This is a genomic window from Chryseobacterium joostei, from assembly GCF_003815775.1.
GTDB lineage: Bacteria > Bacteroidota > Bacteroidia > Flavobacteriales > Weeksellaceae > Chryseobacterium > Chryseobacterium joostei.
Genome location: NZ_CP033926.1, coordinates 2,700,026 through 2,725,547 on the forward strand (window position 1 = coordinate 2,700,026; position 25,522 = coordinate 2,725,547).

A 25,522-nucleotide genomic window follows, 5' to 3' on the forward strand; every position below is an offset into this window, starting at 1 on the left:
TTTCATAAAAAATGCGGTATATTAGTAAAGAATAATTTTTAGAAATGGGTTTATTCTCTTTCAAAAAAAAGGAACCACCGAAACCACCGGTTATCGGACTTACACTTTCTGGCGGAGGAATGCGGGGAATTGCCCATATTGCCGTTCTAAAAGCATTGGAGGAATACAATCTGAAACCACACATCATTTCAGGAACAAGTGCAGGTTCTATTATTGGTGCTTTTTATTCTTTCGGGAAAACTCCGGATGAAATGATGGAAATCGTAAAACACACTTCTTTTTTCTCCCGATCTGCACTGAAATTATCCAAAAACGGAATCTTTAGTTCGAGTTTTATTTTAAAGTTATTCAAGGACTATTTTCCTGAGGATAATTTTAATATCCTAAAAATTCCTGTTTACGTTGCTGCTACAGAAATGACTCATGGAATTATTGATTTTTTTTCCGAAGGAGAACTCTTCACGCCTCTTCTGGCCTCATCAAGTGTTCCATTTATTCTTCCTCCTGTAAGAATGGGTGGTAAAATATATGTAGACGGCGGAGTTCTGGACAATCTTCCCATTGAACCGATCATGGACAAATGTGACTTTCTGATAGCTTCTCATGTGAACTCAATAAGCTATGATGAACTCAATAAAATGAGTCTAATGAAAGAGTTTGACAGGATTCTTCACTTAGCCATTGCAAAATCTGTCTATTCCAAGGTGAAATACTGTAATATATTTTTAGATCCGCCAAAAATGACAAAATACAGTCTTTTTAACAAGAAATATCTGGAGGAAATGTTTCAGCAGGTTTATGAATACGCCTGTATGGAATTGGAAGAAAAAGGCTATAAAAAAGGCTTGACAAACTAAAAACCTGAAATTCTACTGAAGAAAAAGTGCTATAGAAATCTATAACACTCAATATTTTATACCTAAAATAGGTTAATTACGTTTTATCTACTACAAATTTTCTTCAATCAATCTGTTTTTGAAAATTTCTATGGTTCCTGATAAAGAATCGTCAGATTTTCCTCCTGCCGCATTAATATGGCCTCCTCCGTTGAAATACTTTCTGGAGAACTGGTTTACATCTACATCATCCTTACTTCTGAATGAAATTTTAATAAAATCTTCATACAGATCCTCCATGAAAAAAGCAGACATCTTCACTCCGGCAATGCTTAAACCATAGTTTACAAAACCTTCTGTATCTCCTTTCTGGAAGCCAAATTCCTTAAGTTCATTTCTCGTAAGGCTTAGGATGGCTACTCTACCCTCGTTTACCACTTCTATTCTCCCTAATACCAAAGCCAACAAATGAAGACGGGAAACGGTATTTGTATCCCATGTATTGGATGTTATCATGGCAGGATCTGCTCCCTTTTCAATCAGGTTAGCAATAATTCTGTGGGTAGTAGCGCTGGTAGAACGAAAACGGAAACCTCCTGTATCAGTCATAATCCCTGTATACAAACATTCCGCCATATCCTGATTCACCAATTTCTCATCTTCCATTGCCTCAATGAAATGATAAATCATCTGTGAAGTGGCAGGGATTACGGTATCTGAATATACGAAGTCAAATGGTTCCGGCTGTTGGTGGTGGTCAATAAGAATTTTCTTTCCTTGAGCCTTTAACAGCCAATCTCCTAATAATCCTATTCTTGATGGAGAATTAAAATCAAGACAGAAGATCACATCCGCCCCGAAAATCATATCGGAAGCTAATTTTCTTTTATATTCTGCAATAATTACTTTCTTGGATTCCGGCATCCATTTCAGAAACTTAGGAAAATCATTCGGAACAACAACCTCAGCGTGAATTCCTTTAGCTGCTAAATAATGCTTCAATCCAAGACTGGACCCTATAGCATCTCCATCCGGGTTATAGTGGGTAAGGATAACTATTTTGTTTTCAGGCTTAAGTAATGTATTGATCTCTAAAAGTTCTGCTGGTGTAAACATCTTGTGTTTATTTTCGTTAAAATTTAAGTTTTCAAAGATAGAGCTTTTATATAAATCATTTTAATATTATTTTTGTAGGCAGAAATTCGTTTCTTATCAGGGTTTGGAAATGTTTGACTAAAAAAACATTTCAAATATTTTCAAAAAAAGATAATCAAAGTTTGTATCTTATAAAAATTTCTATATCTTTGCAACCTGAAAATTAATAGATTAATTACGATTTAAACATATAGTAATGAGTAAAAGAACATTCCAGCCATCAGAAAGAAAAAAGAGAAACAAACACGGTTTCAGAGAAAGAATGTCTACGCCAAATGGAAGAAGAGTTTTGGCTGCGAGAAGAGCTAAAGGCAGAAAGAGTTTAACTGTAAGTGCTGCACGCGCTAAGAGATAATCTTTTTATTATCATATACAAAAAATGCTTGAAAAGTACCTTTTCAGGCATTTTTTGTTGTTAAAATTTACTAAAATTTAAGTCAAATAGACTTATTTTTTCTATTTTTAAAAGTTGAAATATTTTTATTAGAAACAGCCTTTAAAATTAAATTATGCCACATACAAATATCTCCGGAGACAATATCATAAGTTTGCAACATGCAAAAATTGCACAGAAAAACTTTACGGTCCTTACTGATGTAAATCTTAACATTAAAAAAGGGAGATTCTGTTATCTTATCGGAAAAACAGGTTCTGGAAAAAGCTCACTTCTGAAAACGCTTTATGGTCACATTCCATTAGCATCAGGACATGGAGCTGTGGTAGGATTCGAGCTGGCAAAGCTAAAGCCGTCTGACATTCCTAACCTTAGAAGAAAACTAGGAATTGTATTCCAGGATTTCCAGCTGCTTTCTGACAGAACGGTTGAGAAAAACTTGAAGTTCGTTCTGGAAGCTACAGGATGGAGCGATAAGGTAAAAATAGAAGACCGTATCAATGAAGTATTGGGAAGCGTGAACATGAAAAGCAAAAAGCACAAAATGCCACACGAGCTTTCCGGAGGTGAGCAACAGCGTATTGCCATCGCAAGAGCACTACTTAATCACCCGGATCTTATACTAGCGGATGAGCCAACAGGAAACCTTGACCCGGAAACTTCCAATGAAATTATGACGCTATTGAAGCAGGTAGCCCTTGAAAACGGAGCCGCAGTAGTAATGGCAACACATGACTACCATATGATTCAAAACTTCCCTGGCGAAGCTATCAGATGTGAAGATGGAAAAGTATCTGTATTGGATACAGCAGAATTGTTTGAATAAAAATGTAAGATTTAGAAATTAGAAAGTTCTACAGCAACCTTTCTATCCTCTACTTTCTTTTTTAAAGACATGAAACTCCTTAGTGAGTTCAAGATATTGGTCCGAGTATATTCTCGGACTTTTTTCTATAATAAATTCAGTCTCCTCAAGATCTTTTTCTATGAGAGAAAATTCCAGAATAAGTCTTTTTGCCTTGGAACCTTCAATGCCTTTGATATCTACTCTACGATTCAAAAACAGTTGATTTTCTTTTGCAATTAAAATAAATACCTCACCTGCCTCAATTGGAATAATAACTGAGAAAATTCCATTTTCAGATAAAAGCCCAGCTGATTTTTCAATTAACTGTCTAAAGTTTAATTCAACAGTCTGACGTGCAATCTTATCTTTTTCAGACTCAGATTCTTCAAAATAAGGTGGATTAGAGATGATCAGATCAAACTTCTTATCTGTTTCAAAAGATTTAAAATCCTGATGAATATTACTCATCCTCGGGTAAAAAGGAGAACTTTCAAAATTCGTTTTTGTAAGAATCGTAGCCTCTTCATTAATATCCAGTCCTAAAAAATTTGCCTGTAAATTCCTTTGCGCCAGCATTAAAGAAATCAATCCCGTTCCCGTTCCAACCTCCAAAACATGGGAAGCATGCCCAACATCAGCTAAAGCACCAAGCAAAACCCCGTCCGTTCCTACACGGAAGACGTTCTTAGACTGCTGAATTTCGAATTGTTTAAACTTAAAAGACTTCACTATAAGTTAGTAGGTAATGTAATAATGAATGTTGACCCCTTTCCTACTTCAGATTTCACAGAAATTTCCCCTTTATAATCTTCAATCATCTTTCTTACCATGGATAAGCCAAGCCCCATTCCACTATTTTTGGAAGTAAAATTGGGTTCAAAGATTCTTTCGTACATATTTTCAGGAATTCCGATACCGTTATCCTGAACGGAAACAATTACTCTTCTCTGATGCTGCTCCACATCTACATTAATGATGAGTTTTCTTTCATCACTTTCTGCCTGTTTAGCATTGGTAACAAGATTGGTAATGATCCTGGAAAGATAAATCCTATCCATATTGATCATAATATTACTCTTATTGGCATGCATGAAAATACTATCGTCATTGAATACACGAAGAATATCTTCAACCTCTGTATTCAGATTGATGACTTCATTATTTTTTTCAGGAAGTTTAGCAAATTCTGAGAAAGCTGACGCAACCGTAGCAATAAGATCAATCTGATCTACCATTGTCTTACTCATCTGCTTTACCCTTTCTCTGATATTTGGAGCTTCAGGATCGAATTTTCTTTCAAAGTTCTGAATGGTAAGTTTCATAGGAGTAAGTGGGTTTTTCACCTCATGGGCAACCTGCTTTGCCATTTCTCTCCATGCCTCTTCTGAAGCCTTGAAACGCAGCCTCTCTTTTTGATCCTGAATCTGAAGAATCATTCTATTGTAAGCTCTTGCCAAGGCATTCAACTCATCATTTTTATAGTATCTGATAGGGCGCATTTCATTTTCAAACAATGTAATACGGGTAATCATATCAGAGAACTTAGTAATGGTTTTTGCCAAACCGTTGGAAGTTACCCCGCTGATCCAGACACTGAATAAAATAAGGAATATATCTACTAAAAGAATGTATTTTACATACTGATGAAGAACATCCAGATAGGCAGATTCATTATGATATAAAGGAATATAGACCACACCAATAGGCTCAAGCTCATTGTTTTTCAACAGAAGATAGGAAGAGGTAAGCTTAGCATCTTTAGCTGCATCATACCTTGTCATATCAACTCTTGCGTCTGTAGCCAGAATCTTATTAATAATTTCTATTGGCAGTCTCTTTTGGTCAATCAGGCTTTCATCTTTATTGGAAAGAACATAGTCGCCTTTCAGATCATAAATAACAATATCATGCTGGTTAATATCTGCTATTTCAAAGATTTTATTTCCTAAAACTTTCGGAAGATCTTTTGTTTCTACAAGTGTTCGGCTTACTGCATAATCCAGATACCTCATTACGGCATTGGTTTTCTCCTGCATATCGATATTACTCTGCTGCAGAGAATTATTCCTTAAAACAAAATAAGGAACAAGCGAAGTTGCCACAACACTTAAAAAACATACCAGTAAGAAACCGAAAAACACCCGATTCCTTAAGCTATATCCTTTATATTTATTAATCGACATCCTACTTTTTAATTAACCTAGCAATATACTTACCAATGATGTCAAATTCCAGGTTAACTTTATCACCAATTTTCAAGTGTTGCATATTGGTAAACTCCCACGTATAAGGAATAATGGCTACTGAAAACTGTGTATGCTCACTTTTTGCAACAGTCAGACTGATTCCGTTTACAGTGATGGAACCCTGAGGTACCGTCACAAAGTTTCCGTCTGCTTCATACTTCATTGTAATAAAATAGCTTCCATCTTTATTTTCAATTCCCACAACCTCTCCGGTTTTATCAACGTGCCCCTGAACGATATGGCCGTCTAATCTTCCGTCCATCTTCATGCAACGCTCAAGATTAACAACAGTTCCCAATTCCCATTTTCCAAGGTTGGTTTTTTCCAATGTTTCGTTGATGGCTGTTACCACGTATTGATTGTCTTTAATCTCCACCACAGTAAGGCAACATCCGTTGTGCGCCAAGCTCTGATCAATTTTAAGTTCGTTTGTAAAAGGGCATGTCAGGGTGAAATCTATGTTGCTTCCTTTTTCTTCAATCTTTTCAATAACACCAACTGCTTCAATAATTCCTGTGAACATATTATTTTTTGCTAAATTTGTAAATTATAATCTTCAAAGATAATCAAAATGAGCCCAAAAAACCATAAAGTACGAGTAGGAATTTCAATCGGTGATTTCAACGGCATCGGTCCGGAGATCATCATGAAATCTCTGAAAGACAAAACCATTACAGATTTTTTCACTCCTGTAATTTTTGGTTCGGGGAAATTATTCACTTATCAGAAAAATATTTTCAAGCTGAATCTTAATTTTAACTACGTTAATGAAGCTTCGCAGGCTCAGGCAGGAAAACTCAACATGGTAAACCTGACAAAGGACAACGTAAACGTAGAGCTTGGTGTTCCCACTGAAGAATCGACCAAAATGGCTATTGATTCTCTAGAAGCAGCTACTGAAGCCTTGATGAAAGGAGACATTGATGTTCTTGTAACCGCTCCTATCAACAAGGATGAAATGGTGAAAATGGGCTTTAAGCATGCAGGACATACCGGATATTTTGAAGAAAAATTCAGCAAAAAAGGATTAATGTTCCTGGTAACTGAAGATCTGAAAGTAGCAGTTTCCACCCACCACATTCCTATTTCTCAGATTGCAGAGAATATTTCCAAGGAAAAAATAAAAAAACAAATCAGGGTACTTAACCAAACCTTGATTGAAGATTTCTGCGTTCAGAAGCCCAAGATTGCCGTATTAGGATTGAACCCTCATGCAGGCGACGGTGGTGTGATCGGAAATGAAGAAATTGAAATCATCAGTCCGGCAATTCAGGAATTATCGGATAACGGAGTATTGGCATTTGGCCCATTCCCGGCAGATAGTTTCTTCCAACCTAACAAATATAAGAACTTCGATGCCGTTTTAGCCATGTACCACGATCAGGGATTAGCCCCTTTCAAAACACTGGCTTATGAAGAAGGAGTAAATTATACAGCGGGACTTCCATTTATCAGAACTTCTCCTGATCATGGAGTAGCCTATGATATTGCAGGGAAAAACATTGCCGATGAGCAGAGTTTTACAGAAGCTATTTTCACTGCCATTAAGATTTTTAAGAACAGAAGCGAATACGGCGAACTAATGAGTACCCGTCTTCAGCCAAGAAAAGTAGCTGTAGATAATGGTATAGATGAAGATCTACCTGAGGAAACTGAAGCATAAATCGTTGAAACAAATTTTAAAGCAATTTGTTTTAGATTTTATTTGTTATTATAAAAAAAATGCATATTTTTGCACACTCATTTTATGGACAAGTTAAGAAACTATGACGTAAGCTTTTCCGGACTTAAAAACGGAAAACACGAGTTCAAGTTTGAGATAGATAAAACGTTCTTTCAATTATTTGACACTGAGCAGGAATTTACAAATCCTAGAATAATAGTAAATGTATTACTTGATAAACACACTACTTTTCTAGAATTTGAGATTAAAATAAACGGGTTGGTCGAATTGGTTTGTGATATCACAAATGAAGATTTTGACTATCCTATTGAGAATGAAATCAAGGTTTTGGTGAATTTCGGAGAAGAGTATGATGACAGCAATGAAGATGTCATTACCATCCCTACGGGAGATCATGCATTCAATGTAGCACATTTGATATATGAAAATGTAATGCTTTCTATTCCGATGAAAAAAATATCACCTAATATCAATGAAGAAGATCTAAAAATTCTTGACCAGTTCAGCCCAAAAGAAATTGAAGAAGCTGAGGAAGAAGAAAAAGAACATGAGAGCGATCCAAGATGGGACGCATTAAGAAAATTAAGAGACAATAATTAAATAGAATAATTTAAATATGATGAGATGATGAATCTCATCGCTCATCAATTAAAAAAGTTATTAGAAAATGGCACATCCAAAGAGAAGACAGTCGTCCACAAGAAGAGATAAGAGAAGAACTCACTACAAAGCTGTAGTTCCTCAATTAGCTAAAGATGCAACAACAGGAGAGCTTCACCTATTCCACAGAGCTCACTGGCATGAAGGAAAACTTTACTACAGAGGTAAAGTAGTATTGGAAAAAGAAGTAGCTACTACTGAAGAAAACTAAGAGTCGCTTTTCATTGAAAAAGCCTCATTTTAATACAAAAACCGCCCAATTTTGATAAAATTTGGCGGTTTTTTGTTGTTTTTTACGTTTTTTTGGTATCTTTGAACCAAAATCAAATATCAAATTTATGGACATTAAAGACATACAGAATCTTATTAAGTTTGTATCTAAGGCTGAAGTTTCAGAAGTAAAGTACAAGACTAAGGATTTCGAAATCACTATTAAAACTCCATTAGCTGGAAACGATGCTGTTTATGCACAACCTGCGGTATACCACACTGCTCCACAAGCAGTAGCTGCTCCTGCACCTGTTGCTACTCCTGCTGCTCCATCTGAAAAGGCTGAAGCTGCATCTGATGATAGCAAATATGTAACAATCAAGTCTCCAATGATCGGTACTTTCTACAGAAAGCCATCTCCAGATAAAGATGTATTTGTAAATGTAGGTGACGAGGTTTCTGTAGGTAAAGTAGTTTGCGTTATTGAAGCAATGAAATTATTCAACCAGATTGAGTCTGAAATCAGCGGAAAAATCGTTAAGATTCTAGTTGATGATGCTACTCCGGTAGAATACGACCAACCTTTATTCTTAGTAGATCCATCTTAATTTAGGTTGCAGTTTTTAGGTTGCAGAATAAAAAATGTTTTGCAGACTTAATTTTCTAGTACCTACTACCTATTACCTAAAATCTAAAAAGATGTTCAAAAAAATATTAATAGCCAATCGTGGCGAAATTGCAATGCGTATTTTACGTACTTGTAAAGAAATGGGGATCAAAACCGTAGCGGTATACTCTACTGCTGATAAAGACAGTCTTCACGTAAGATTTGCTGATGAAGCTGTTTGTATTGGTCCTGCAATGAGCAAAGACTCATACCTTAAAATCCCTAACATTATTGCAGCTGCGGAAATTACCAATGCTGATGCAATTCACCCAGGTTATGGATTCTTATCTGAAAATGCTAATTTCTCAAGAATCTGCGAAAAGAACGGTATCAAATTTATTGGTGCTTCTCCCGAACAGATCGAGAAAATGGGAGATAAAGCAAATGCTAAAGCTACCATGAAAGCAGCTGGTGTACCATGTGTACCTGGTTCTGACGGTTTGATCGAATCTTACGAGCACGCTGTAAAAGTTGCTGAAGAAACAGGATATCCGGTAATGATCAAGGCAACTGCTGGTGGTGGTGGTAAAGGGATGAGAGCTGTTTGGAAAGCTGAAGACCTTAAAGATCACTGGGAATCTGCAATTCAGGAAGCTGTGGCTGCCTTTGGAAACGGAGGTATGTACATGGAAAAACTGATTGAAGAGCCTAGACACATCGAAATTCAGGTTGCAGGTGACCAATTCGGTAAAGCTTGTCACCTTTCTGAAAGAGACTGTTCTGTACAAAGAAGAAACCAGAAATTAACTGAAGAAACTCCATCTCCGTTCATGACAGATGAACTTCGTGAGAAAATGGGTGACGCTGCTGTAAAAGCTGCCGAATTCATTGGATATGAAGGAGTGGGAACTATTGAATTCCTTGTAGATAAACATAGAAATTTCTATTTCATGGAAATGAATACAAGAATTCAGGTAGAGCACCCTATTACTGAACAGGTAATTGATTATGACCTTATCAGAGAACAAATTCTTCTTGCTGCAGGAACTCCTATTTCAGGAATCAACTATTACCCTAAATTACATTCAATTGAATGTAGAATCAATGCAGAGGATCCTTACGCAGACTTCAGACCATCTCCAGGTAAAATCACAGGATTAAACATTCCTGGTGGACACGGAATCAGAGTAGACACTCACGTTTATTCAGGATATACAATCCCTTCCAACTATGACTCTATGATTGCTAAGCTTATCACTACGGCTCAAACCCGTGAGGAAGCTATTGCAAAAATGAGACGTGCTCTTGAGGAGTTCTATATTGAGGGTGTAAAAACCACTATTCCTTTCCACAGACAACTGATGGATAATGAAGATTATCTTGCAGGAAACTATACTACAAAATTCATGGAAGATTTTGTAATGGATAGAAAATATGATAATCACTAAGATTATTTTAAAATAAAAACTTTAAACTGTCTCTTTTTGAGGCAGTTTTTTATTTTTGCAGGTGGTATCTAATAATGAAACAACATGCTGAAAAAAATTTTAAAATACATTCTTATTGCAGGATTATTCTGGTTCATCATTCATTCGCTTTATATTACATATGATGGTTTTACCGAGCCACAACAGAAAGCAGATCTGGCAGTAGTTTTTGGAAATAAAGTAAATGAAGACGGAACTCTATCCCCTCGACTGAAAGCCAGACTTGATAAAAGTATAGAACTCTATCATAATAAACAGGTCAAGAATATACTTGTAAGTGGCGGGCTAGGCAAAGAGGGATATTGGGAGGGTACAGAAATGAAAAAGTATCTTATTAAAAACAAAATCCCAACAGAGAAGATCTTGGTGGATAACTCTGGAAATAATACCGAAAAAACGGTCATTAACACCATAAAAATAGCAGACAGTCTAAAATTCAGCAAGGTTATTTCCGTATCACAATTCTACCATCAAACGCGTATAAAAAAACTATTCAGAGAACACAATTTCAAAAATATAGAAAGCTCAAGCCCAACATATTTTGAAATAAGAGATTTATATTCTGTCTTCAGAGAATTTTTCGCTTATTATCTATAAAACCCTTACTTTTTACCATCTCTTTTTATTTGAAGCGCTATTTCAAAAATCACACATCATGATTTTTATCACACATCATTACTTCCCTGGTTTTTGATTTATCTCTATTTTTGGTAAAATTATTTTGACAACTATGAAAAAGCGAATTTTATCATGCATGAGTGCTCTACTTATGCTATCTGCATCATCATGTTCAAATGATGAAACACTTGTTGAGACACAAACTCAAAATCCCACCAGTGAAAACCTTACATTACCTGTAAACAATAAAGAATTCGGAGCTTATAATGCCCTTGGATATGGCTACAATGTAACCGGAGAATATGCAAACGCTAATGCTACAGGCTCTAAAGTAATCAACATTGATCTATTCAAAGCAGAACAGGGAGCAAGATTACTGGATGAAAATACATTGTCTCAGGAGTATTCAGAGGAATATGGTGCAGATGCAGCTGCTTTCTCAAAAGTAATTTCAAACAAAGTAGGTGCTACAGAGCAGATGCAGCTTTACGGAAAAACAATATCAAGTATAATTAATTCAGCTACAACAAATAATTCTAATCTTTTTGATGCTAAATATATCTATGGAAGTTACAATCTTCTCATTAAGCAAAAAAGATATCGTATAAACGCTACTGCGGATATGCTTAGCAATTACCTTACTCAAGATTTCTTACAAGATATCCAGTCTAAAACACCGGAACAAATTGTTCGTGATTATGGAACACACGTTACAGTGGATATTTACACAGGTGCTAAAATAGACATGATTTTTCAGGCTCAAACAACCAATCCTGATCGTCAAAGTGCTGCCAGAGCTGGTGTCAAAACAGTTATTAATACTTTGAACTCAAACGTATCAAATGACACAGATGCACAGGAGGCCTCTAAAAATTATTCTAAAAAGCTATACTGTGTTACAAGAGGTGGAGACCAATCAAAAGGTTTTGCAAAAATGTTCAATCTTGATCAGCCCAATTCTAAAATTAATATTTCCGACTGGCAAAGTACATCTACTAAGGACAATTCTGTTCTGGTAGATTTCGGACCTAATGGTTTGGTATTAATTTATGATCTAGTAAGTGATCCATCAAAAAAGGCTCAACTAAAATCATATGTTGATCAATATCTAACAAGTAACCAGGTACTTTTAGCATCTCATTAAGACTAGTAAATTTATATATAAAAGAGGCTGTTTCACTTTTGAAACAGTCTCTTTTATTTTCTTAAAATATGCTATTAACAAGAGCCTTGATTTAAAGGCAAGTCTTATAACAAGAAACACCATTATGTTAAATTACAACATATCATTTAGTTACAGATTAACAAAAAATTAATCTAAAAAGAATATATAAAAATTTGATTTTTGTAAAGATATAATACCTGAAATAGCCGTTCAAAAAAGAAAATATTTTCTAAATCAGCTTTATTCCGTCTTAAAATTCACTTCAATTGCAACCGTTAACCGCACTGGGTATTTGTTCATTCATCTCATTAATATTATGTAAATTTGTAAAAAACCAAACATATGTCAACAGCAGAACAAACAAAAAACTCACAGTATTTTATTGACCTTGAAGACAAACATGGAGCACACAACTATCACCCCCTTCCAGTAGTTCTGGACCGTGGCGAAGGTGTTTTCGTTTGGGATGTAGAGGGCAAAAGGTATTATGATTTTCTTTCAGCATATTCTGCTGTGAACCAAGGACACTCTCATCCTAGAATTGTAGGGGCATTGGTAGAACAGGCTCAGAAGCTGGCTTTAACTTCAAGAGCATTCTACAACTCCAAATTAGGAGAATATGAGCAAAAGATCACCACTCTTTTCGGATTTGATAAGGTTTTACCAATGAATTCCGGAGCTGAGGCAGTAGAAACTGCTGTAAAGCTTGCCAGAAAATGGAGCTATGAAGTAAAAGGTATTTCAGAAAATGCGGCAAAGATCATTGTTTGTGAAAACAACTTCCACGGAAGAACTACAACCATTGTTTCTTTCTCTAATGATCCTGATGCTAACCAAAATTACGGCCCTTTTACCCCTGGATTTATCAAGATTCCTTATAATGATATTGCAGCATTAGAAGAAGTTCTAAGCAGAGAAGCTGGAAATATTGCAGCATTCCTGGTAGAGCCTATTCAAGGAGAAGCCGGTGTATATGTTCCGGATGAAAACTTCCTTAAAAATGCTTCTGAGCTATGTAAAAAGCACAATGTTCTTTTCATTGCAGATGAAGTTCAGACAGGTATTGCAAGAACAGGTAAGCTTATTGCTTGTCACCATGAAAATGTACAACCGGATATTTTAATTCTAGGAAAAGCACTTTCTGGAGGAATGTATCCTGTATCAGCAGTTTTAGCCAATGATGAAATCATGAATGTCATCAAGCCTGGGCAACACGGTTCTACATTTGGAGGAAACCCAATTGCCTGTGCAGTAGCTGTAGCAGCATTAGATGTGGTTGCAGATGAAAAACTTTCTGAAAGAGCAGAACAGCTTGGACAATTATTCAGAGCTGAAATTGACAAGCTAATTGAAAAAACTGATCTTATTACCAAAGTAAGAGGAAAAGGACTTTTAAATGCTATTTTGATTAACGATACCCCAGACAGTTCCACTGCATGGAACCTTTGCTTACAATTAAAGGAAAACGGATTATTGGCAAAACCAACACACGGTAACATCATCAGATTGGCACCACCATTGGTAATTACTGAAGAGCAATTACTGGATTGTGTGAAGATTATTGAAAAGACTATTCTCGAGTATAAATAAATGGCTCTTTCCCTTGCAATCATTACTTATAATGAAGAAGAGAATATCACAAGACTTTTAGATTCTCTGGCAGATACTGCCGATGAAATTATTATTGTTGATAGCTTTTCCACAGATAAGACAAAAGAGATTTGCACTCAAAAATATCCTCAGATAAAATTCTTTGAGAAAAAATTTAATGGGTATGGTGAACAAAAAAACCATGCCCTTAATTTATGTTCTAATGAATGGATTCTGTTTCTGGATGCTGACGAAGTTCCCGATGAAGACATGAAAAGATCCATAAAGAAGATCGTTTCTTCAGAAAATCCGGAATTCAATGTCTATAAGGCAAAATTTAACAATCATCTTGGGATTCATCTGATCAAACATGGAGGATGGGGAAATGTATGCCGTGAAAGGCTTTTCAGAAAAAAAATCGCAAGATATTCTGATGATAAAGTGCATGAATTTTTGATTACCGATCAGAAATCCAGTCTTCTGGAAGGAAAACTCGATCATTATACCTACAAAAGTATCCATCATCATGTCTCGAAAATCAATAAGTATTCTGATATGATGGCTGAAAAAATGTTTGAGAAAGGAAAAAAAATCAATAGATTTAAAATCATTGTAAGCCCTATTTTTGAATTTATCAAAGTTTTTATTTTCAAACTGGGATTTCTGGATGGATTTCCTGGATTTTATATTGCCAAAACAATGTCTTATTACACCTTTTTGAAATACATTAAACTGCGTGAAAAAATAAGATTATTAGAAATTCAACAACATACAGCAAAATAGCATGGCTCTGTATCTTATTCTTGTTTTATTGGCGACATTTATTGTAGTATATTTTCGTCTTTATCTCTTTGTATTTCCACACAACAGACTGGTTATTCTCATGTATCATCAGGTTGAAAAGGAAAGCCATGAAGATCTTACAGTAAGCCTAAAAAATCTTGAACAACAATTTTCCTATTTAAGCCGTAAAAAATATACTCCTCATTTTTTTTCAGAACTTAATATTTCTACGAGAAAAAACATTATCATAACCTTTGATGACGGATACAGAAACAACCTTGAGTACCTCCCGTCTTTATTGAAAAAATATAATCTGAAGGCAACCATTTTTATCCCCACAGGATTCATAGAAAAAGGATATAAAAATTATCCGATGATGACCTTTGATGAAATCAAAAGCCTGGATAGAAATTATTTTGAGATTGCTCTTCACACTCATGCACATGAAAACCTGAAAAACAGGTCTTTGGATTTTATAGAAAAAGATCTAGAAAAAAATATGCAAATTCTGGATGCCCAGAACATACCCTATTCAAAGGTTTTAGCATACCCGTATGGAAAATACCCTAATAAAAAAGAGGAAAAATCTGTTTTTTTTTCTGTTTTGAAAAAAATAGGAATTGATTTTGCAGTAAGAATTGGAAATAGAGTTAATTACTACCCAACCCAGCACCCATACGAGCTATGCAGAGTTGATATAAAAGGCAAAGATTCGATAATAAAGTTCAAATTAAAACTTATCTTTGGAAGATTAAAACTATTTTAAAAAAAATTTTAAAGAGGTATTTTACTTACTTCTCTATCAAACAAAGCGTTGTGATGAATATAAGTGGTTTAGTCATAACATATAATGAAGAAAAAAATATACAGGAGGTCCTAGAGTCTTTTGATTTCTGTGATGAAATAATAGTAGTAGATTCTTTTAGTACGGACAAAACTGTAGATATTGCAAAAAAATTCCCTAATGTAAGGGTGATTCAAAACAAATTTGAGGACTTTACAAAGCAAAGAAACCTTGCCCTGGATACTGCAACTCATGATTGGGTTTTGTTTCTAGACGGAGATGAAAGAATTACTCCCGCTCTAAAGCAAGAGATTATAGATGAATTGAACAAGCCCGAGCAAAAAGATGCCTATTATTTTTACAGGAAATTCTTTTTTGCCCAAAAACCGATACATTTTTCAGGAACTCAATCTGATAAAAACTTCAGACTTTTCAGAAAATCGAAGGCGAGGTATATGGCAGGCAAAAAGGTGCATGAAACGCTTGAAGTAAACGGAAGCATTGGGATTTTAAAAAATAAATTATTACATTACTCTGTTTCAGATTATGAATCCTACAAAAAGAAAATGATTCATTACGGAGTATTAAAGGGAAAAGAACTGGCTGCAAAAGGGAAAAAGTACAGTGTTTTAGTTCAATATCTTAAAACTGCTTTTAAATTCTTTAAAGCCTACATAATGAGACTTGGTATTCTAGACGGAAAAGAGGGCTACCAGCTTTCTTATCTGCAATCCTTAAGTGTGTTTGAAACCTATGAATCATTAAAAAAAGAGCAAAATTAGTTGAATGAAGATTTGTATCATTAGTTATGACTTCTGGGATTATGATAAGTATATTGTTGAAGCACTATGCAAACGAGGTATTGAGTCCCATCATATAAAAATAAGTACCGTAACCCATTCCAACTTTAACGAAAGGGCTGTAAATGCCTTAAGCAAGACTTTTTTAAACAAGAACCTTAAGACAGAAAAAAGGCAAAAGTATGTTCTTGATTCCCTTGAAAAACTGGGGCATCAGGATCAGATATTAGTTTTAAATCCAGACACCTTTGATCTTTCCACTCTTGAAAAGATCAGAAAATATACAGACAGACTCATCACGTATCTTTATGATAATCTTGAAAGAGTACCTGTAGAAGATAAATTATATCTTTTTGATAAAATATTCTCCTTTGATATTGCAGATGTAAAGCAACATGGTTTTGAAAAAATAACCAATTACATCTATCTACCCCATATTCCAAAGGAAAACCAAAATCCTGAAATGGACCTTTTCTACATCACCTCTTACGATAGCAGAAGAGTTTCAATGGTGAAATTATTGGCGAAAAAGCTGATGGAACTGGAGCTGAAATTCCAGATCATGGTGATTGGAAAAAAATCATGGAGACATCAGTTGACCAACATGTTTATCAAGATCCCAAAAAATCTTTTCTTAATTTTCAGCATCAAAAAAATACCGCATAACGATCTTCCGAAATATTATAAAAACTCCAGAGTTTTACTTGATTTGATGCGCGAGGGCCAATATGGATTAAGCTTCAGGGTTTTTGAAGCCATGTCTTTGGAAAAGAAAATCATCACGGATAATGAATCCATTAAAACCTATGATTTTTACAACCCAAACAATATTTTGATTTTAAATAAAAATATCACTAATCTTGACAGATCTTTTTTTGAAAGCCCTTATCAAAGTATTCCGGAGGATGTCTACGAAAAATACACTTTGGACAGCTGGATAAACAAGGTTTTTGGATTAGATAATAAAAGCTAAATGATGGGAATCTTAAAGGATATAAAAAAACATTTTAAAAGAAAGAAGAGACTTAAAGATCTTCAAACTCAGGATATCATCAATATTAACCTGTATGATGAATCGAAAAAGACAATTCTTTTCACCTCAAGAGATTTTCCAACTCATGATAAGGATTCCGGTTCCAACAGGCTGAAAGAAATCATTCTAATTTATAAGGAATTAGGGTATAACTGTATTTTATTTGCACCTCATATGTTTGAGGACAGCACCTACGTAAAGTTTTACCAGCAGCATGGAATCATTGTTTTTGTAGAGAATAATAAATATAAAAACATCTATGCTTTTCTTTCTTCTTCTAAAAATATAGACTACGTTTGGTTTAATGGGCCTCTCGCTCTGAATCTTTTTTACAAAAAAATGAAAAACATCCTGACCCATACAAAGTTTATGTATGACATGGTGGATATTCATTTTTTAAGATATAAAAGAGCTATTGAAATAGAACCCACCCGTATTTCTTTAAAGAAAAACTATAAGCACTTTTTCCACCTGGAAACTGTTGTGGCTCCACAATTAGATTATATCATCGCTATTTCTGACAAGGAAAAGGAGATTATGAGCCAATACGCGGATCAAAATAAAATCATTACGATTTCTAACATCCACTACCCTAAGATTAATATTTCAGACAGAAAAGGCTTCCATGAAAGCAAGGGGATTATTTTCATCGGGTCTATCCATGAGCCTAATATTGATGCGGTAAAATTTTTATACGAAAAAATAATGCCTGTCGTCTGGAAAACTAATCCGGAACTTGAGGTAAGTGTCATTGGGAATGTTGCAGACAAGCTGGATATCAATCAATATCCTAAGTTTAAATTTTTGGGCTTTGTAGAAAGTGTAGAAGAGCATTTTATGAATTCCCGAATTATGGTTGCCCCTTTAAGATTTGGGGCTGGTGTAAAAGGAAAGATCGGACAGGCTTTTGAATACTTTTTTCCCGTGGTTACCACAGATATAGGAGCTGAAGGAATGCAGTTGATCGACAAAAAAAACGTCTTGATTGCTAATGATGAAAAGAGTTTTGCAGAAGCTATTATTCAATTGAATAATAGTGAAGAACTTTGGAATACATTAAGCCAAAATTCTGTTGATAGCCTAAAACCTTTTTCAATAGAGGCCGTAAGTACTACGTTAAAAAAATTATAACCACCCATGAGTAACTTTCTAGTAAGCATCATTGTTCCTTGCTATAATGCATCCTATTACGTAAAAGAGGTTCTTGAAAGCATTCAAAGCCAATCTTATAAAAATATTGAATGTATCATCATTAATGATGGGAGCACAGATAATACTTTGGATATCATTAATACTTTTTCTGACACAAGATTCAAGGTTTACAGCCAGGAAAACAAAGGCCTATCTGACACCCGTAACTTTGGAATGGAAAAAGCTACTGGAGATTTTATATTTTTTTGTGATAGTGATGACTTCCTTCCATCAAATGCCATAGAATCTCTGCTATCAGCCTATACAGGCAAAGAAGATATTATTGTAGGAAAAACTGCAGTTGTATCCTGGGAAGAAAAAAAGATTCTTTCCTACCTACCACATCCGGAAAAAATACAGGCTATTGAAAACAAACACTCTGAGGTTCTTATTAAAAACATAACCGAAGGATTAAGTCCAATGGCTCAAAATAAGCTTTACAAAACAGAGTTTCTGAAAAAAAACAGGTTACAATTTCTGAGTAAAATTTATCACGAGGATGAGCTTTGGTTTTTCGAGGTTATGTTTGCCGCAGAAAATGTAACTTTTATACCCGATGTCACTTACCACTACACTGCCGACAACTCTCAGTCGATTACCAAAAAAAACAGTGATAAAAACCTGTTTGGATATCTTAGCGTAATCAAAACCATTTACGAGAAATATTATCTGAAGTTTCCTGATAAGAATATTATTGCTTATTATATAGTTTATCTGAAAAAGATCATCATTGGAAATTATAAGCATCATGGAAATTACTCAGCAGAAGCCATTCAGGAAATGGAAAGAACATTCCGGGAAGTAAATCCTAAGTTTAAGGATAATATTAAGCTGAGTACTACGGAAAAAAGGTATTTTAAATATCTCAATACTATAAGTTTAAAAGATGCTGAAACTATAAAAAAGGAATATTTCAATTCCCCTGTCAACAGTATCAGAAAACATTATAAAATAGTATTATTCAGTATCTTTAACTCAAAATAAGTAACGTGATAAAGAAAGAAAAATTTCTTTTGGTAATGCCGGATTATTCTGATTTTCCCAAACTATTTTTAGATAATTTGGAAAAAGAGGGATTTGAAACCTATTTAATTACAGATAAAGTTTCAAAATTTAGATACAAAGGCGCTGAAAGTATAAAAAATTTTTTCGTTAAAAATATTCTCAAAAACAAGGAATACAAGCAAGGTCTTATTAACAGACACTTTCTTGAAGACCTTAATAAAAGCATTTCAGCCATTGAAGGAGAATTGGACTATATCTTAGTGATTCGTCCGGACAATTTTCCTATTCCCTTTATCCAAAATTTAAAAAAGAAAACAAAAAAACTCATTGCTTATCAATGGGATGGCATTGAGAAGTTTCCTGAAGTTAAAAATTACTTCAATCTGTTTGACTCATTCTTCTGTTTTGAAAATGTAGAGTCTCAACCCAATATTAAGTCCATTACTAATTTTTATTTTGATCATCTCCCTCCTGCACATAAGGAATACAACACAGAGAAACCGAGACTGTATTTCGTGGGATTATATTGGAAAAGTCGTGAAGAAAAGATCAATAGATTCATTGCGGAAGTTTCTGATCTTCCCGTTGACTTATCCATTTTCATCCAATACTTTAAGGAACCTGAAAAAAGAAATGATAAGATCAAATACATTCAGAACAGGATAAGCTTTGAAGAAAATCTGAAATTGGTAAAGGATTCTGATATACTTTTAGATTTTGTAGATCCTTTACACAACGGACTTTCCATTCGTTTTTTTGAAGGAATGTACTACAAGAAAAAAGTGATCACTGATAATACAATGGTAAAAAAATACAATTTCTACCATCCCGATAATATCTTTGTTGTAGAAAATAACAATTATAAAAATATTGATCAGTTTTTACATACCCCCTATCACGAATTACCGGAGGAAATTGTAAAACAATATGGCTTCAGTAATTGGATCAGAGAAATAATCCAGGACAAAAAAAACAATAAAAGAACCAGTAAACATGAATAATTCCATCAAGATATCTGTCATCGTTCCCTGTTATAATCAGGCTATTTTTCTTGATGACTGTATCAATTCGTTAATTAACCAGACGTATTCAAACTGGGAATGTATTTTGGTGAATGACGGAAGTACAGATAATACTGAAGATATAGCCCTGAACTGGCAGAAAAAGGACAACAGGATAAAGTACATCAAAAAGATAAACGGAGGCTTAAGTTCTGCAAGAAATGCAGGAATTCAAAATATCACGGGTGACTTTGTTCAATTTTTGGATTGTGATGATTATTTATACAATCAAAAATTTGAGAAATCTGTTAGAGAGATCAATAATCAAACAAATGCCATTGTGATCACAGATTTCCAGCGATTTGACAGTGCTACACAAACGGTTCTTCCTCCCCATTGCATTTTGAAGACAGAATATTTCAGCCAAAAAGAAATTTTACTGAAGTGGGATAATACTTTTTCAATTCCTATTCACTGTGCTATTTTTTCCAGGGATATTGTAGAAAAATATAAGTTCAACGAAGAACTTAAAGCTAAAGAAGATTGGTTTTTCTGGCTTCAGGCTTATGAAAATACACCGGAAACTCACTTTGTTCCAGAATATCTTTTGGCTTATAGAATGAATTCTGCTGGTATGACGCACAATTTGTTTTTCATGCAGGAAAATAGAATAAAAGCCCTTGATAAGCTGGAACAGGTAATCTCAGATAAAGATTTACTGAGGGAATTCTTCAAACAGGATCTTTTGGCTACCATGAAGGAAAACCTACAACTGATGGAAAGAATTAAGCTGCTAGGCTATAAAAGAACTATGAAGTATAAAATCAACAAGGTTTTAAAAGTCATAGGAATAAAAAGGGATTAATATTACAACAATACAAAAAAGGCTGTCCGAATTATTTTGGCAGCCTTTTTCAAAATTTTAATTAGGGTCCGCCAGATTCAATATCATTTTCTACAAAGTCATTTCCCAACCTCTTCTTCTTTTTTAGATTTAGAACTTAAAAACAAAAAAGCCAAGACGAAGTGATAAATCATCTCTTAAACGCATAATTTTAAGTAAATTTGCAAAAATTTAAATTGAAATGGAGAAAGTAAGAGTACGTTTTGCTCCAAGTCCTACCGGACCTTTGCATTTGGGAGGCGTAAGAACCGCATTATATGATTATCTTTTTGCTAAAAATCAAGGAGGAGAATTTGTATTAAGAATTGAAGATACAGACACTGCAAGATATGTAGAGGGAGCTGAAGAATACATTGAAGAAGCTTTAGAATGGTGTGGAATCATCCCTGATGAAAGTCCTAAGAAAGGAGGAAAATTTGCCCCTTACAGACAATCTGAAAGAAGAGACATCTATGACAGATATACAGAGCAGATTCTAAAAACAGATTATGCCTACATCGCTTTTGATACACCAGAAGAGCTGGATGCCATCCGAGCAGAATTTGAAGCAAAAGGTGATGTTTTCTCTTATGACAACAAAACAAGAAACCGTTTAAGAAATAGTCTTGCCCTTTCTGAAGAGGAAGTTCAAAGATTATTAGATGAAAAAACGCCGTATGTAGTAAGGTTTAAAATGCCTGTGGACAGAGTTTTAAATCTTGAGGACATTATCCGTGGAAAATCTTCGGTAAATACCAATACATTGGATGACAAGGTTCTTGTAAAAAATGACGGGATGCCTACTTACCACTTCGCCAACATCATTGATGACCACGAAATGGAAATTTCTCACGTAATTCGTGGTGAAGAATGGTTACCATCTTTAGGATTACACACTTTATTATATGAAGCAATGCAGTGGGAAGCTCCACAATTTGCACACCTATCTTTAATTCTAAAACCTGAAGGAAAAGGAAAACTAAGCAAGAGAGATGGTGATAAGTTCGGATTCCCTGTATTCCCGCTAGACTTTAAAGACCCTGAAACGGGCGTAGTATCTAAAGGATATAGAGAAAATGGTTATCTTCCTGATGCGTTTATCAATATGGTAGCGTTATTGGGCTGGTCTCCTGCTGATGATAAGGAAATTCTTCCTTTAGAAGAAATGATTAAGGAGTTTGATCTTCATAAAGTACACAAGGCTGGGGCAAGATTCAGTAAGGAAAAATCAGAATGGTTTAACCACCAGTATATTCAGATGAAGTCTGATGAAGAGCTTCTTCAGATCCTTAAAAATACAGATCTCGATCTTTCTGCTGTTTCTGATGAAAAGCTTTTAAAAGTAATTCACCTGATGAAAGAAAGAGCTACTTTCCCTAAAGACATCTATGAAAATGGAAAATTCTTCTTTGAAGCTCCCATTTCTTATGATGAAAAGGCATCTAAAAAAGCATGGAATGACGAAACATCTGCTATTTTAGGAGAATTATCCACAATATTTGAATCTACAGACTTTGTTGCTGAAACCTTAAAGCAGGCTATGCATGATTTCGCGGAAAGCAAAGGCTTAGGAATGGGTAAGGTAATGATGCCTCTACGTTTATCTTTGGTAGGAGAATTGAAAGGACCAGATGTTCCGGATATTCTGGAAATCATTGGTAAAGAGGAAAGTACCTCTAGAATAAGCAATGCTATAAATAATTTTAAATAGAATTAACATAATTTTTCATACATTTGAAAGATTTAATTTACTTCAAGAAATGGAATATTTAAGTTTCGAACTTCCTATCAAAGAATTGATGGACCAATACCAGACGTGTTCTTTAGTAGGAGAAGAAAGTGGTGTTGATGTAAAATTAGCATGCAGCCAGATTGAGGACAAGATTTTAGAAAAGAAAAAAGAAATCTATGGAAATCTTACACCTTGGCAAAGAGTACAACTGTCCCGTCACCCGGATCGTCCTTATACATTGGACTACATCAACGGAATGGCAGACAAAGGCAGTTTCTTAGAACTTCATGGAGACAGAAATTTCGCTGATGACCCGGCAATGATTGGAGGATTGATTACCCTTGATGGTCAGAGAGTAATGATCATAGGGACTCAAAAAGGAAGGACTACTAAGGAAAGGCAGCACAGAAGATTTGGAATGCCAAATCCTGAAGGATACAGAAAGGCTTTAAGACTAATGAAGCTTGCTGAAAAATTCAATATCCCTATTGTTACATTGGTAGATACACCGGGAGCTTATCCAGGATTAGAAGCTGAAGAAAGAGGACAAGGTGAGGCTATTGCAAGAAATATTTTTGAAATGGTTCAGCTGAAGACTCCAATCTTTACTTACATCATTGGTGAAGGAGCAAGTGGTGGAGCTTTAGGAATAGGTGTAGGTAATAAGGTATATATGTTGGAAAACACATGGTATACTGTAATTGCACCAGAAAGCTGTTCTTCTATTCTATGGAGAAACTGGGATCATAAGGAAGATGCAGCGAATGCATTAAACCTTACTCCTCAGGATGCCTTAAGGGAAAAGTTCATTGATGGAATCATTGAAGAACCACTTGGAGGCGCTCACTATGATCAGGAGACCACTTATTTAAACTTGAAAAATTCTATTTTACAAAATATCAAGGCTTTTTCCAAATTTACAGGACAGGAGCTTGAAACCCAGAGACAGGACAAGTTCATTGCGATGGGTCAGTTTAAAGGATAAAAATAAAAAAGGTTAAGAAAATTTCTTAACCTTTTTTACTTTAGTCTTCTTCTTTAATCCTCAGCAACATTGAGCGCAATCTCAATATCCTGAGTAATTTTCTTTAATGAAGAATATTTTGCATCACATACCATTGTTGTCAGCACATATTCTCCTTTATCTATCAAAATAAAATTTTGTCCTTTTGCAGGAACAGTTAGATTGTAATATTTCTTACCACTGATTTTTACAACTAAATTACAGCTGGATCTATTTTTAATATTAATATAAGCCTCGTTAGAACTTATATCAGTATTAAAAATATGCGTCAACATTGCTGCTGTCCTTTTAGCATCGCTGCTTGGTTCTGATTTTGCAGTTCCGGCACTCTTAGCAGATCCTGCTGAGGCATAAGTTACTCGTCTTTCTTCTTTCAAAGCATTAATAGCATCATTAATTTTATCAGTATTCTTGGTATTACTTGTGGTGGCAACCTTAGTATTACCCGATGCATTGTTGCTGGCAAGCACTTTACCACTGTTTAGCTCATTATTTTTTACAATCTTTTCAATTTTGTCTTTACTGATTGGCTTTATCGTTGGCTTAGCCTCAGGAGAATTATCTGCCATGATAATATCCATCAATCTTTTTTTCAGGTAATCTGTTTTTGCGTGGCCTGGATTCTGCTTTATGAAGCCAGCTATTACTCTAGCCTCCTTAGAAGTTTCAGCTTCCTGCTCTGTATAAATGATCACAGTTTCTTTTTCTACAACAGCTTTAGATTTTGATTTTTTCTTTTTTTGAGAGAATCCAAGAGAAAAAACGCATATAAATAGGAGAAGGAAGATTTTTTTCATTAATCAAATCTTTAAAATAGTATTAAATATATTAATAACGTGAAAAGTCATTTTTTAGTTTATCATTAAAATCATTATCTTTGCACTGCTCTAAAATTAAGCTAAAAATTAATACTAATCTTAAATAAAAAATAATAGATATTATGTCTTATACACCAGTTGCTGCAGACGTAGCTAAATTAAGAAACCAAACAGGTGCAGGTATGATGGACTGCAAGAAAGCTCTAGTTGAAGCTGAAGGAGACTTCGAAAAAGCGGTAGATATCCTTAGAAAAAAAGGACAAAAAGTTGCTGCTAACAGAGCTGACAGAGATTCAAGTGAAGGTGCAGTAATCGCAAGAGTAAACGAAGATAACACTTTAGGTGTTGTAATTTCTTTAAACTGTGAAACTGACTTCGTTGCTAAAAACGAAGCTTTCATCGAACTTGCTTACGAATTAGCTGAAATGGCTATTTTCGCTGCTACTAAAGAAGAATTATTGGCTACAGATTTCCACGGAATGACTGTTGCTGAGAAATTAATCGAACAGACAGGAGTTATCGGTGAGAAAATTGAGATCGGTGCATTCGAAAGAATTACAGGACCTTTCTTAGGAGCTTACATCCACGCTGGAAACAAAATTGCTGCTATCACTTCACTTTCTGCTAAAGTAGAAGGAGCTGACGAAGCTGCTAAAGCTGTTTCTATGCAGGCTGCTGCAATGAACCCAATTGCTCTTGATGAGACTGCTGTTTCTCAGGAAACTATTGATAAAGAATTAGAGATCGAAAGACACAAACTTGTTGAAGAAGGTAAGCCTGCAAACATTATCGACAATATCTTGAAAGGTAAAATGCAGAGATTCTACAAAGACAACACTTTGGTACACCAAGATTTCATCAAAGACAGCTCTATTTCTGTAGCTGACTATGTAAAATCTGTAAATGCAGACCTTAAAGTAACAGGATTTGTAAGAATTAGCTTAGCTTAATCTTTCTTTCAAAGAAAAT

Annotated in this window: 27 protein-coding genes; 22 read left to right on the forward strand and 5 right to left on the reverse strand. The window is 34.8% G+C overall.

Translation table 11 applies throughout. The features are described 5' to 3' along the window. The first annotated feature begins 44 nt into the window (after positions 1-44). A complete protein-coding gene (locus EG359_RS12325) occupies positions 45-857 on the forward strand; it encodes a patatin-like phospholipase family protein (RefSeq protein WP_076355100.1) in 813 nt (270 codons plus the stop codon). A gap of 90 nt (positions 858-947) precedes the next feature. On the opposite strand, the gene EG359_RS12330 is transcribed toward EG359_RS12325, so the two are convergent. Further along, positions 948-1,952: a DHH family phosphoesterase gene (locus tag EG359_RS12330; RefSeq protein WP_076355102.1), complete on the reverse strand. Its 1,005-nt coding sequence runs from the start codon at positions 1,950-1,952 to the stop codon at positions 948-950. Positions 1,953-2,187: 235 nt separating this feature from the next. Here EG359_RS12330 and rpmH point away from each other — a divergent pair, with 235 nt between their 5' ends. Together rpmH and EG359_RS12340 are read left to right on the forward strand one after the other, a co-directional pair. Continuing rightward, complete coding sequence (gene rpmH, locus EG359_RS12335) at positions 2,188-2,346, forward strand: 50S ribosomal protein L34 (protein ID WP_034701860.1); 159 nt, start codon at positions 2,188-2,190, stop codon at positions 2,344-2,346. Positions 2,347-2,500: 154 nt separating this feature from the next. Continuing rightward, the gene (locus EG359_RS12340; RefSeq protein WP_076355104.1) at positions 2,501-3,211 is read left to right on the forward strand and encodes a cell division ATP-binding protein FtsE; all 711 of its coding nucleotides are present in this window, start codon (positions 2,501-2,503) and stop codon (positions 3,209-3,211) included. A 42-nt stretch (positions 3,212-3,253) separates the two neighbouring features. Here the strand turns inward: EG359_RS12340 and EG359_RS12345 are convergent, their stop codons facing one another. From EG359_RS12345 to EG359_RS12355, 3 genes are read right to left on the reverse strand one after another with little or no spacing between them, the layout of a single operon-like run. Further along, a complete protein-coding gene (locus tag EG359_RS12345; protein WP_076355106.1) occupies positions 3,254-3,961 on the reverse strand; it encodes a tRNA1(Val) (adenine(37)-N6)-methyltransferase in 708 nt (235 codons plus the stop codon). Then, a complete protein-coding gene (locus EG359_RS12350; RefSeq protein WP_123867376.1) occupies positions 3,961-5,415 on the reverse strand; it encodes a sensor histidine kinase in 1,455 nt (484 codons plus the stop codon). Before EG359_RS12350 ends, EG359_RS12345 begins: the two co-directional genes overlap by 1 nt. A gap of 1 nt (position 5,416) precedes the next feature. After that, on the reverse strand, positions 5,417-6,001 hold the full coding sequence (locus EG359_RS12355; RefSeq protein ID WP_076355110.1) for a riboflavin synthase: 585 nt from the start codon (positions 5,999-6,001) through the stop codon (positions 5,417-5,419). Between the two features lie 48 nt (positions 6,002-6,049). Between EG359_RS12355 and pdxA the strand changes: the two genes are divergently transcribed. The 18 genes from pdxA to EG359_RS12445 all read left to right on the forward strand — a co-directional run bounded on the left by pdxA (position 6,050) and on the right by EG359_RS12445 (position 23,696). Beyond that, on the forward strand, positions 6,050-7,141 hold the full coding sequence (gene pdxA / locus EG359_RS12360) for a 4-hydroxythreonine-4-phosphate dehydrogenase PdxA (RefSeq protein WP_076355112.1): 1,092 nt from the start codon (positions 6,050-6,052) through the stop codon (positions 7,139-7,141). An 84-nt stretch (positions 7,142-7,225) separates the two neighbouring features. Beyond that, positions 7,226-7,762 carry a YceD family protein gene (locus EG359_RS12365; RefSeq protein WP_076355114.1) on the forward strand — a complete coding sequence of 179 codons (537 nt, stop codon included), beginning with the start codon at positions 7,226-7,228 and terminating at the stop codon, positions 7,760-7,762. A gap of 67 nt (positions 7,763-7,829) precedes the next feature. Beyond that, positions 7,830-8,033: a 50S ribosomal protein L32 gene (gene rpmF / locus EG359_RS12370; RefSeq protein WP_076355116.1), complete on the forward strand. Its 204-nt coding sequence runs from the start codon at positions 7,830-7,832 to the stop codon at positions 8,031-8,033. 127 nt (positions 8,034-8,160) lie between these two features. Further along, positions 8,161-8,640: an acetyl-CoA carboxylase biotin carboxyl carrier protein gene (gene accB, locus EG359_RS12375; RefSeq protein ID WP_076355118.1), complete on the forward strand. Its 480-nt coding sequence runs from the start codon at positions 8,161-8,163 to the stop codon at positions 8,638-8,640. A 91-nt stretch (positions 8,641-8,731) separates the two neighbouring features. After that, complete coding sequence (gene accC, locus EG359_RS12380; protein ID WP_068944864.1) at positions 8,732-10,087, forward strand: acetyl-CoA carboxylase biotin carboxylase subunit; 1,356 nt, start codon at positions 8,732-8,734, stop codon at positions 10,085-10,087. A gap of 84 nt (positions 10,088-10,171) precedes the next feature. Next, on the forward strand, positions 10,172-10,723 hold the full coding sequence (locus EG359_RS12385) for a YdcF family protein (protein WP_076355120.1): 552 nt from the start codon (positions 10,172-10,174) through the stop codon (positions 10,721-10,723). A gap of 133 nt (positions 10,724-10,856) precedes the next feature. After that, positions 10,857-11,888: an MAC/perforin domain-containing protein gene (locus EG359_RS12390; protein WP_084180466.1), complete on the forward strand. Its 1,032-nt coding sequence runs from the start codon at positions 10,857-10,859 to the stop codon at positions 11,886-11,888. 363 nt (positions 11,889-12,251) lie between these two features. Beyond that, a complete protein-coding gene (gene rocD, locus EG359_RS12395; protein WP_076355124.1) occupies positions 12,252-13,499 on the forward strand; it encodes an ornithine--oxo-acid transaminase in 1,248 nt (415 codons plus the stop codon). Further along, complete coding sequence (locus EG359_RS12400) at positions 13,500-14,282, forward strand: glycosyltransferase family 2 protein (protein ID WP_076355126.1); 783 nt, start codon at positions 13,500-13,502, stop codon at positions 14,280-14,282. A gap of 1 nt (position 14,283) precedes the next feature. Continuing rightward, a complete protein-coding gene (locus tag EG359_RS12405) occupies positions 14,284-15,048 on the forward strand; it encodes a polysaccharide deacetylase family protein (RefSeq protein ID WP_084180468.1) in 765 nt (254 codons plus the stop codon). 53 nt (positions 15,049-15,101) lie between these two features. Further along, entirely contained in the window at positions 15,102-15,848 is a 747-nt protein-coding gene (locus tag EG359_RS12410) for a glycosyltransferase family 2 protein (RefSeq protein ID WP_076355130.1), read from the forward strand. Positions 15,849-15,852: 4 nt separating this feature from the next. Beyond that, on the forward strand, positions 15,853-16,839 hold the full coding sequence (locus EG359_RS12415) for a glycosyltransferase family protein (protein WP_076355132.1): 987 nt from the start codon (positions 15,853-15,855) through the stop codon (positions 16,837-16,839). Then, the gene (locus EG359_RS12420) at positions 16,840-18,030 is read left to right on the forward strand and encodes a glycosyltransferase (protein ID WP_076355134.1); all 1,191 of its coding nucleotides are present in this window, start codon (positions 16,840-16,842) and stop codon (positions 18,028-18,030) included. Positions 18,031-18,036: 6 nt separating this feature from the next. Continuing rightward, positions 18,037-19,074 carry a glycosyltransferase family 2 protein gene (locus EG359_RS12425; RefSeq protein WP_076355136.1) on the forward strand — a complete coding sequence of 346 codons (1,038 nt, stop codon included), beginning with the start codon at positions 18,037-18,039 and terminating at the stop codon, positions 19,072-19,074. A 5-nt stretch (positions 19,075-19,079) separates the two neighbouring features. Beyond that, positions 19,080-20,096, forward strand: a complete 1,017-nt coding sequence (locus tag EG359_RS12430; RefSeq protein ID WP_123867378.1) for a hypothetical protein — start codon at positions 19,080-19,082, stop codon at positions 20,094-20,096. Continuing rightward, positions 20,089-20,961 carry a glycosyltransferase family 2 protein gene (locus EG359_RS12435; protein ID WP_076355139.1) on the forward strand — a complete coding sequence of 291 codons (873 nt, stop codon included), beginning with the start codon at positions 20,089-20,091 and terminating at the stop codon, positions 20,959-20,961. Before EG359_RS12430 ends, EG359_RS12435 begins: the two co-directional genes overlap by 8 nt. A 220-nt stretch (positions 20,962-21,181) precedes the next feature. Beyond that, a complete protein-coding gene (gene gltX, locus EG359_RS12440; RefSeq protein ID WP_076355142.1) occupies positions 21,182-22,690 on the forward strand; it encodes a glutamate--tRNA ligase in 1,509 nt (502 codons plus the stop codon). A 49-nt stretch (positions 22,691-22,739) separates the two neighbouring features. Beyond that, on the forward strand, positions 22,740-23,696 hold the full coding sequence (locus EG359_RS12445) for an acetyl-CoA carboxylase carboxyltransferase subunit alpha (protein WP_076355144.1): 957 nt from the start codon (positions 22,740-22,742) through the stop codon (positions 23,694-23,696). 53 nt (positions 23,697-23,749) lie between these two features. On the opposite strand, the gene EG359_RS12450 is transcribed toward EG359_RS12445, so the two are convergent. Then, positions 23,750-24,532 (reverse strand): DUF6759 domain-containing protein, encoded by a 783-nt coding sequence (locus EG359_RS12450; protein WP_076355146.1) that lies wholly within the window; start codon positions 24,530-24,532, stop codon positions 23,750-23,752. A 143-nt stretch (positions 24,533-24,675) separates the two neighbouring features. Here EG359_RS12450 and tsf point away from each other — a divergent pair, with 143 nt between their 5' ends. Next, entirely contained in the window at positions 24,676-25,503 is an 828-nt protein-coding gene (gene tsf, locus EG359_RS12455; protein WP_076355148.1) for a translation elongation factor Ts, read from the forward strand. The last annotated feature ends 19 nt before the right edge of the window (positions 25,504-25,522 follow it).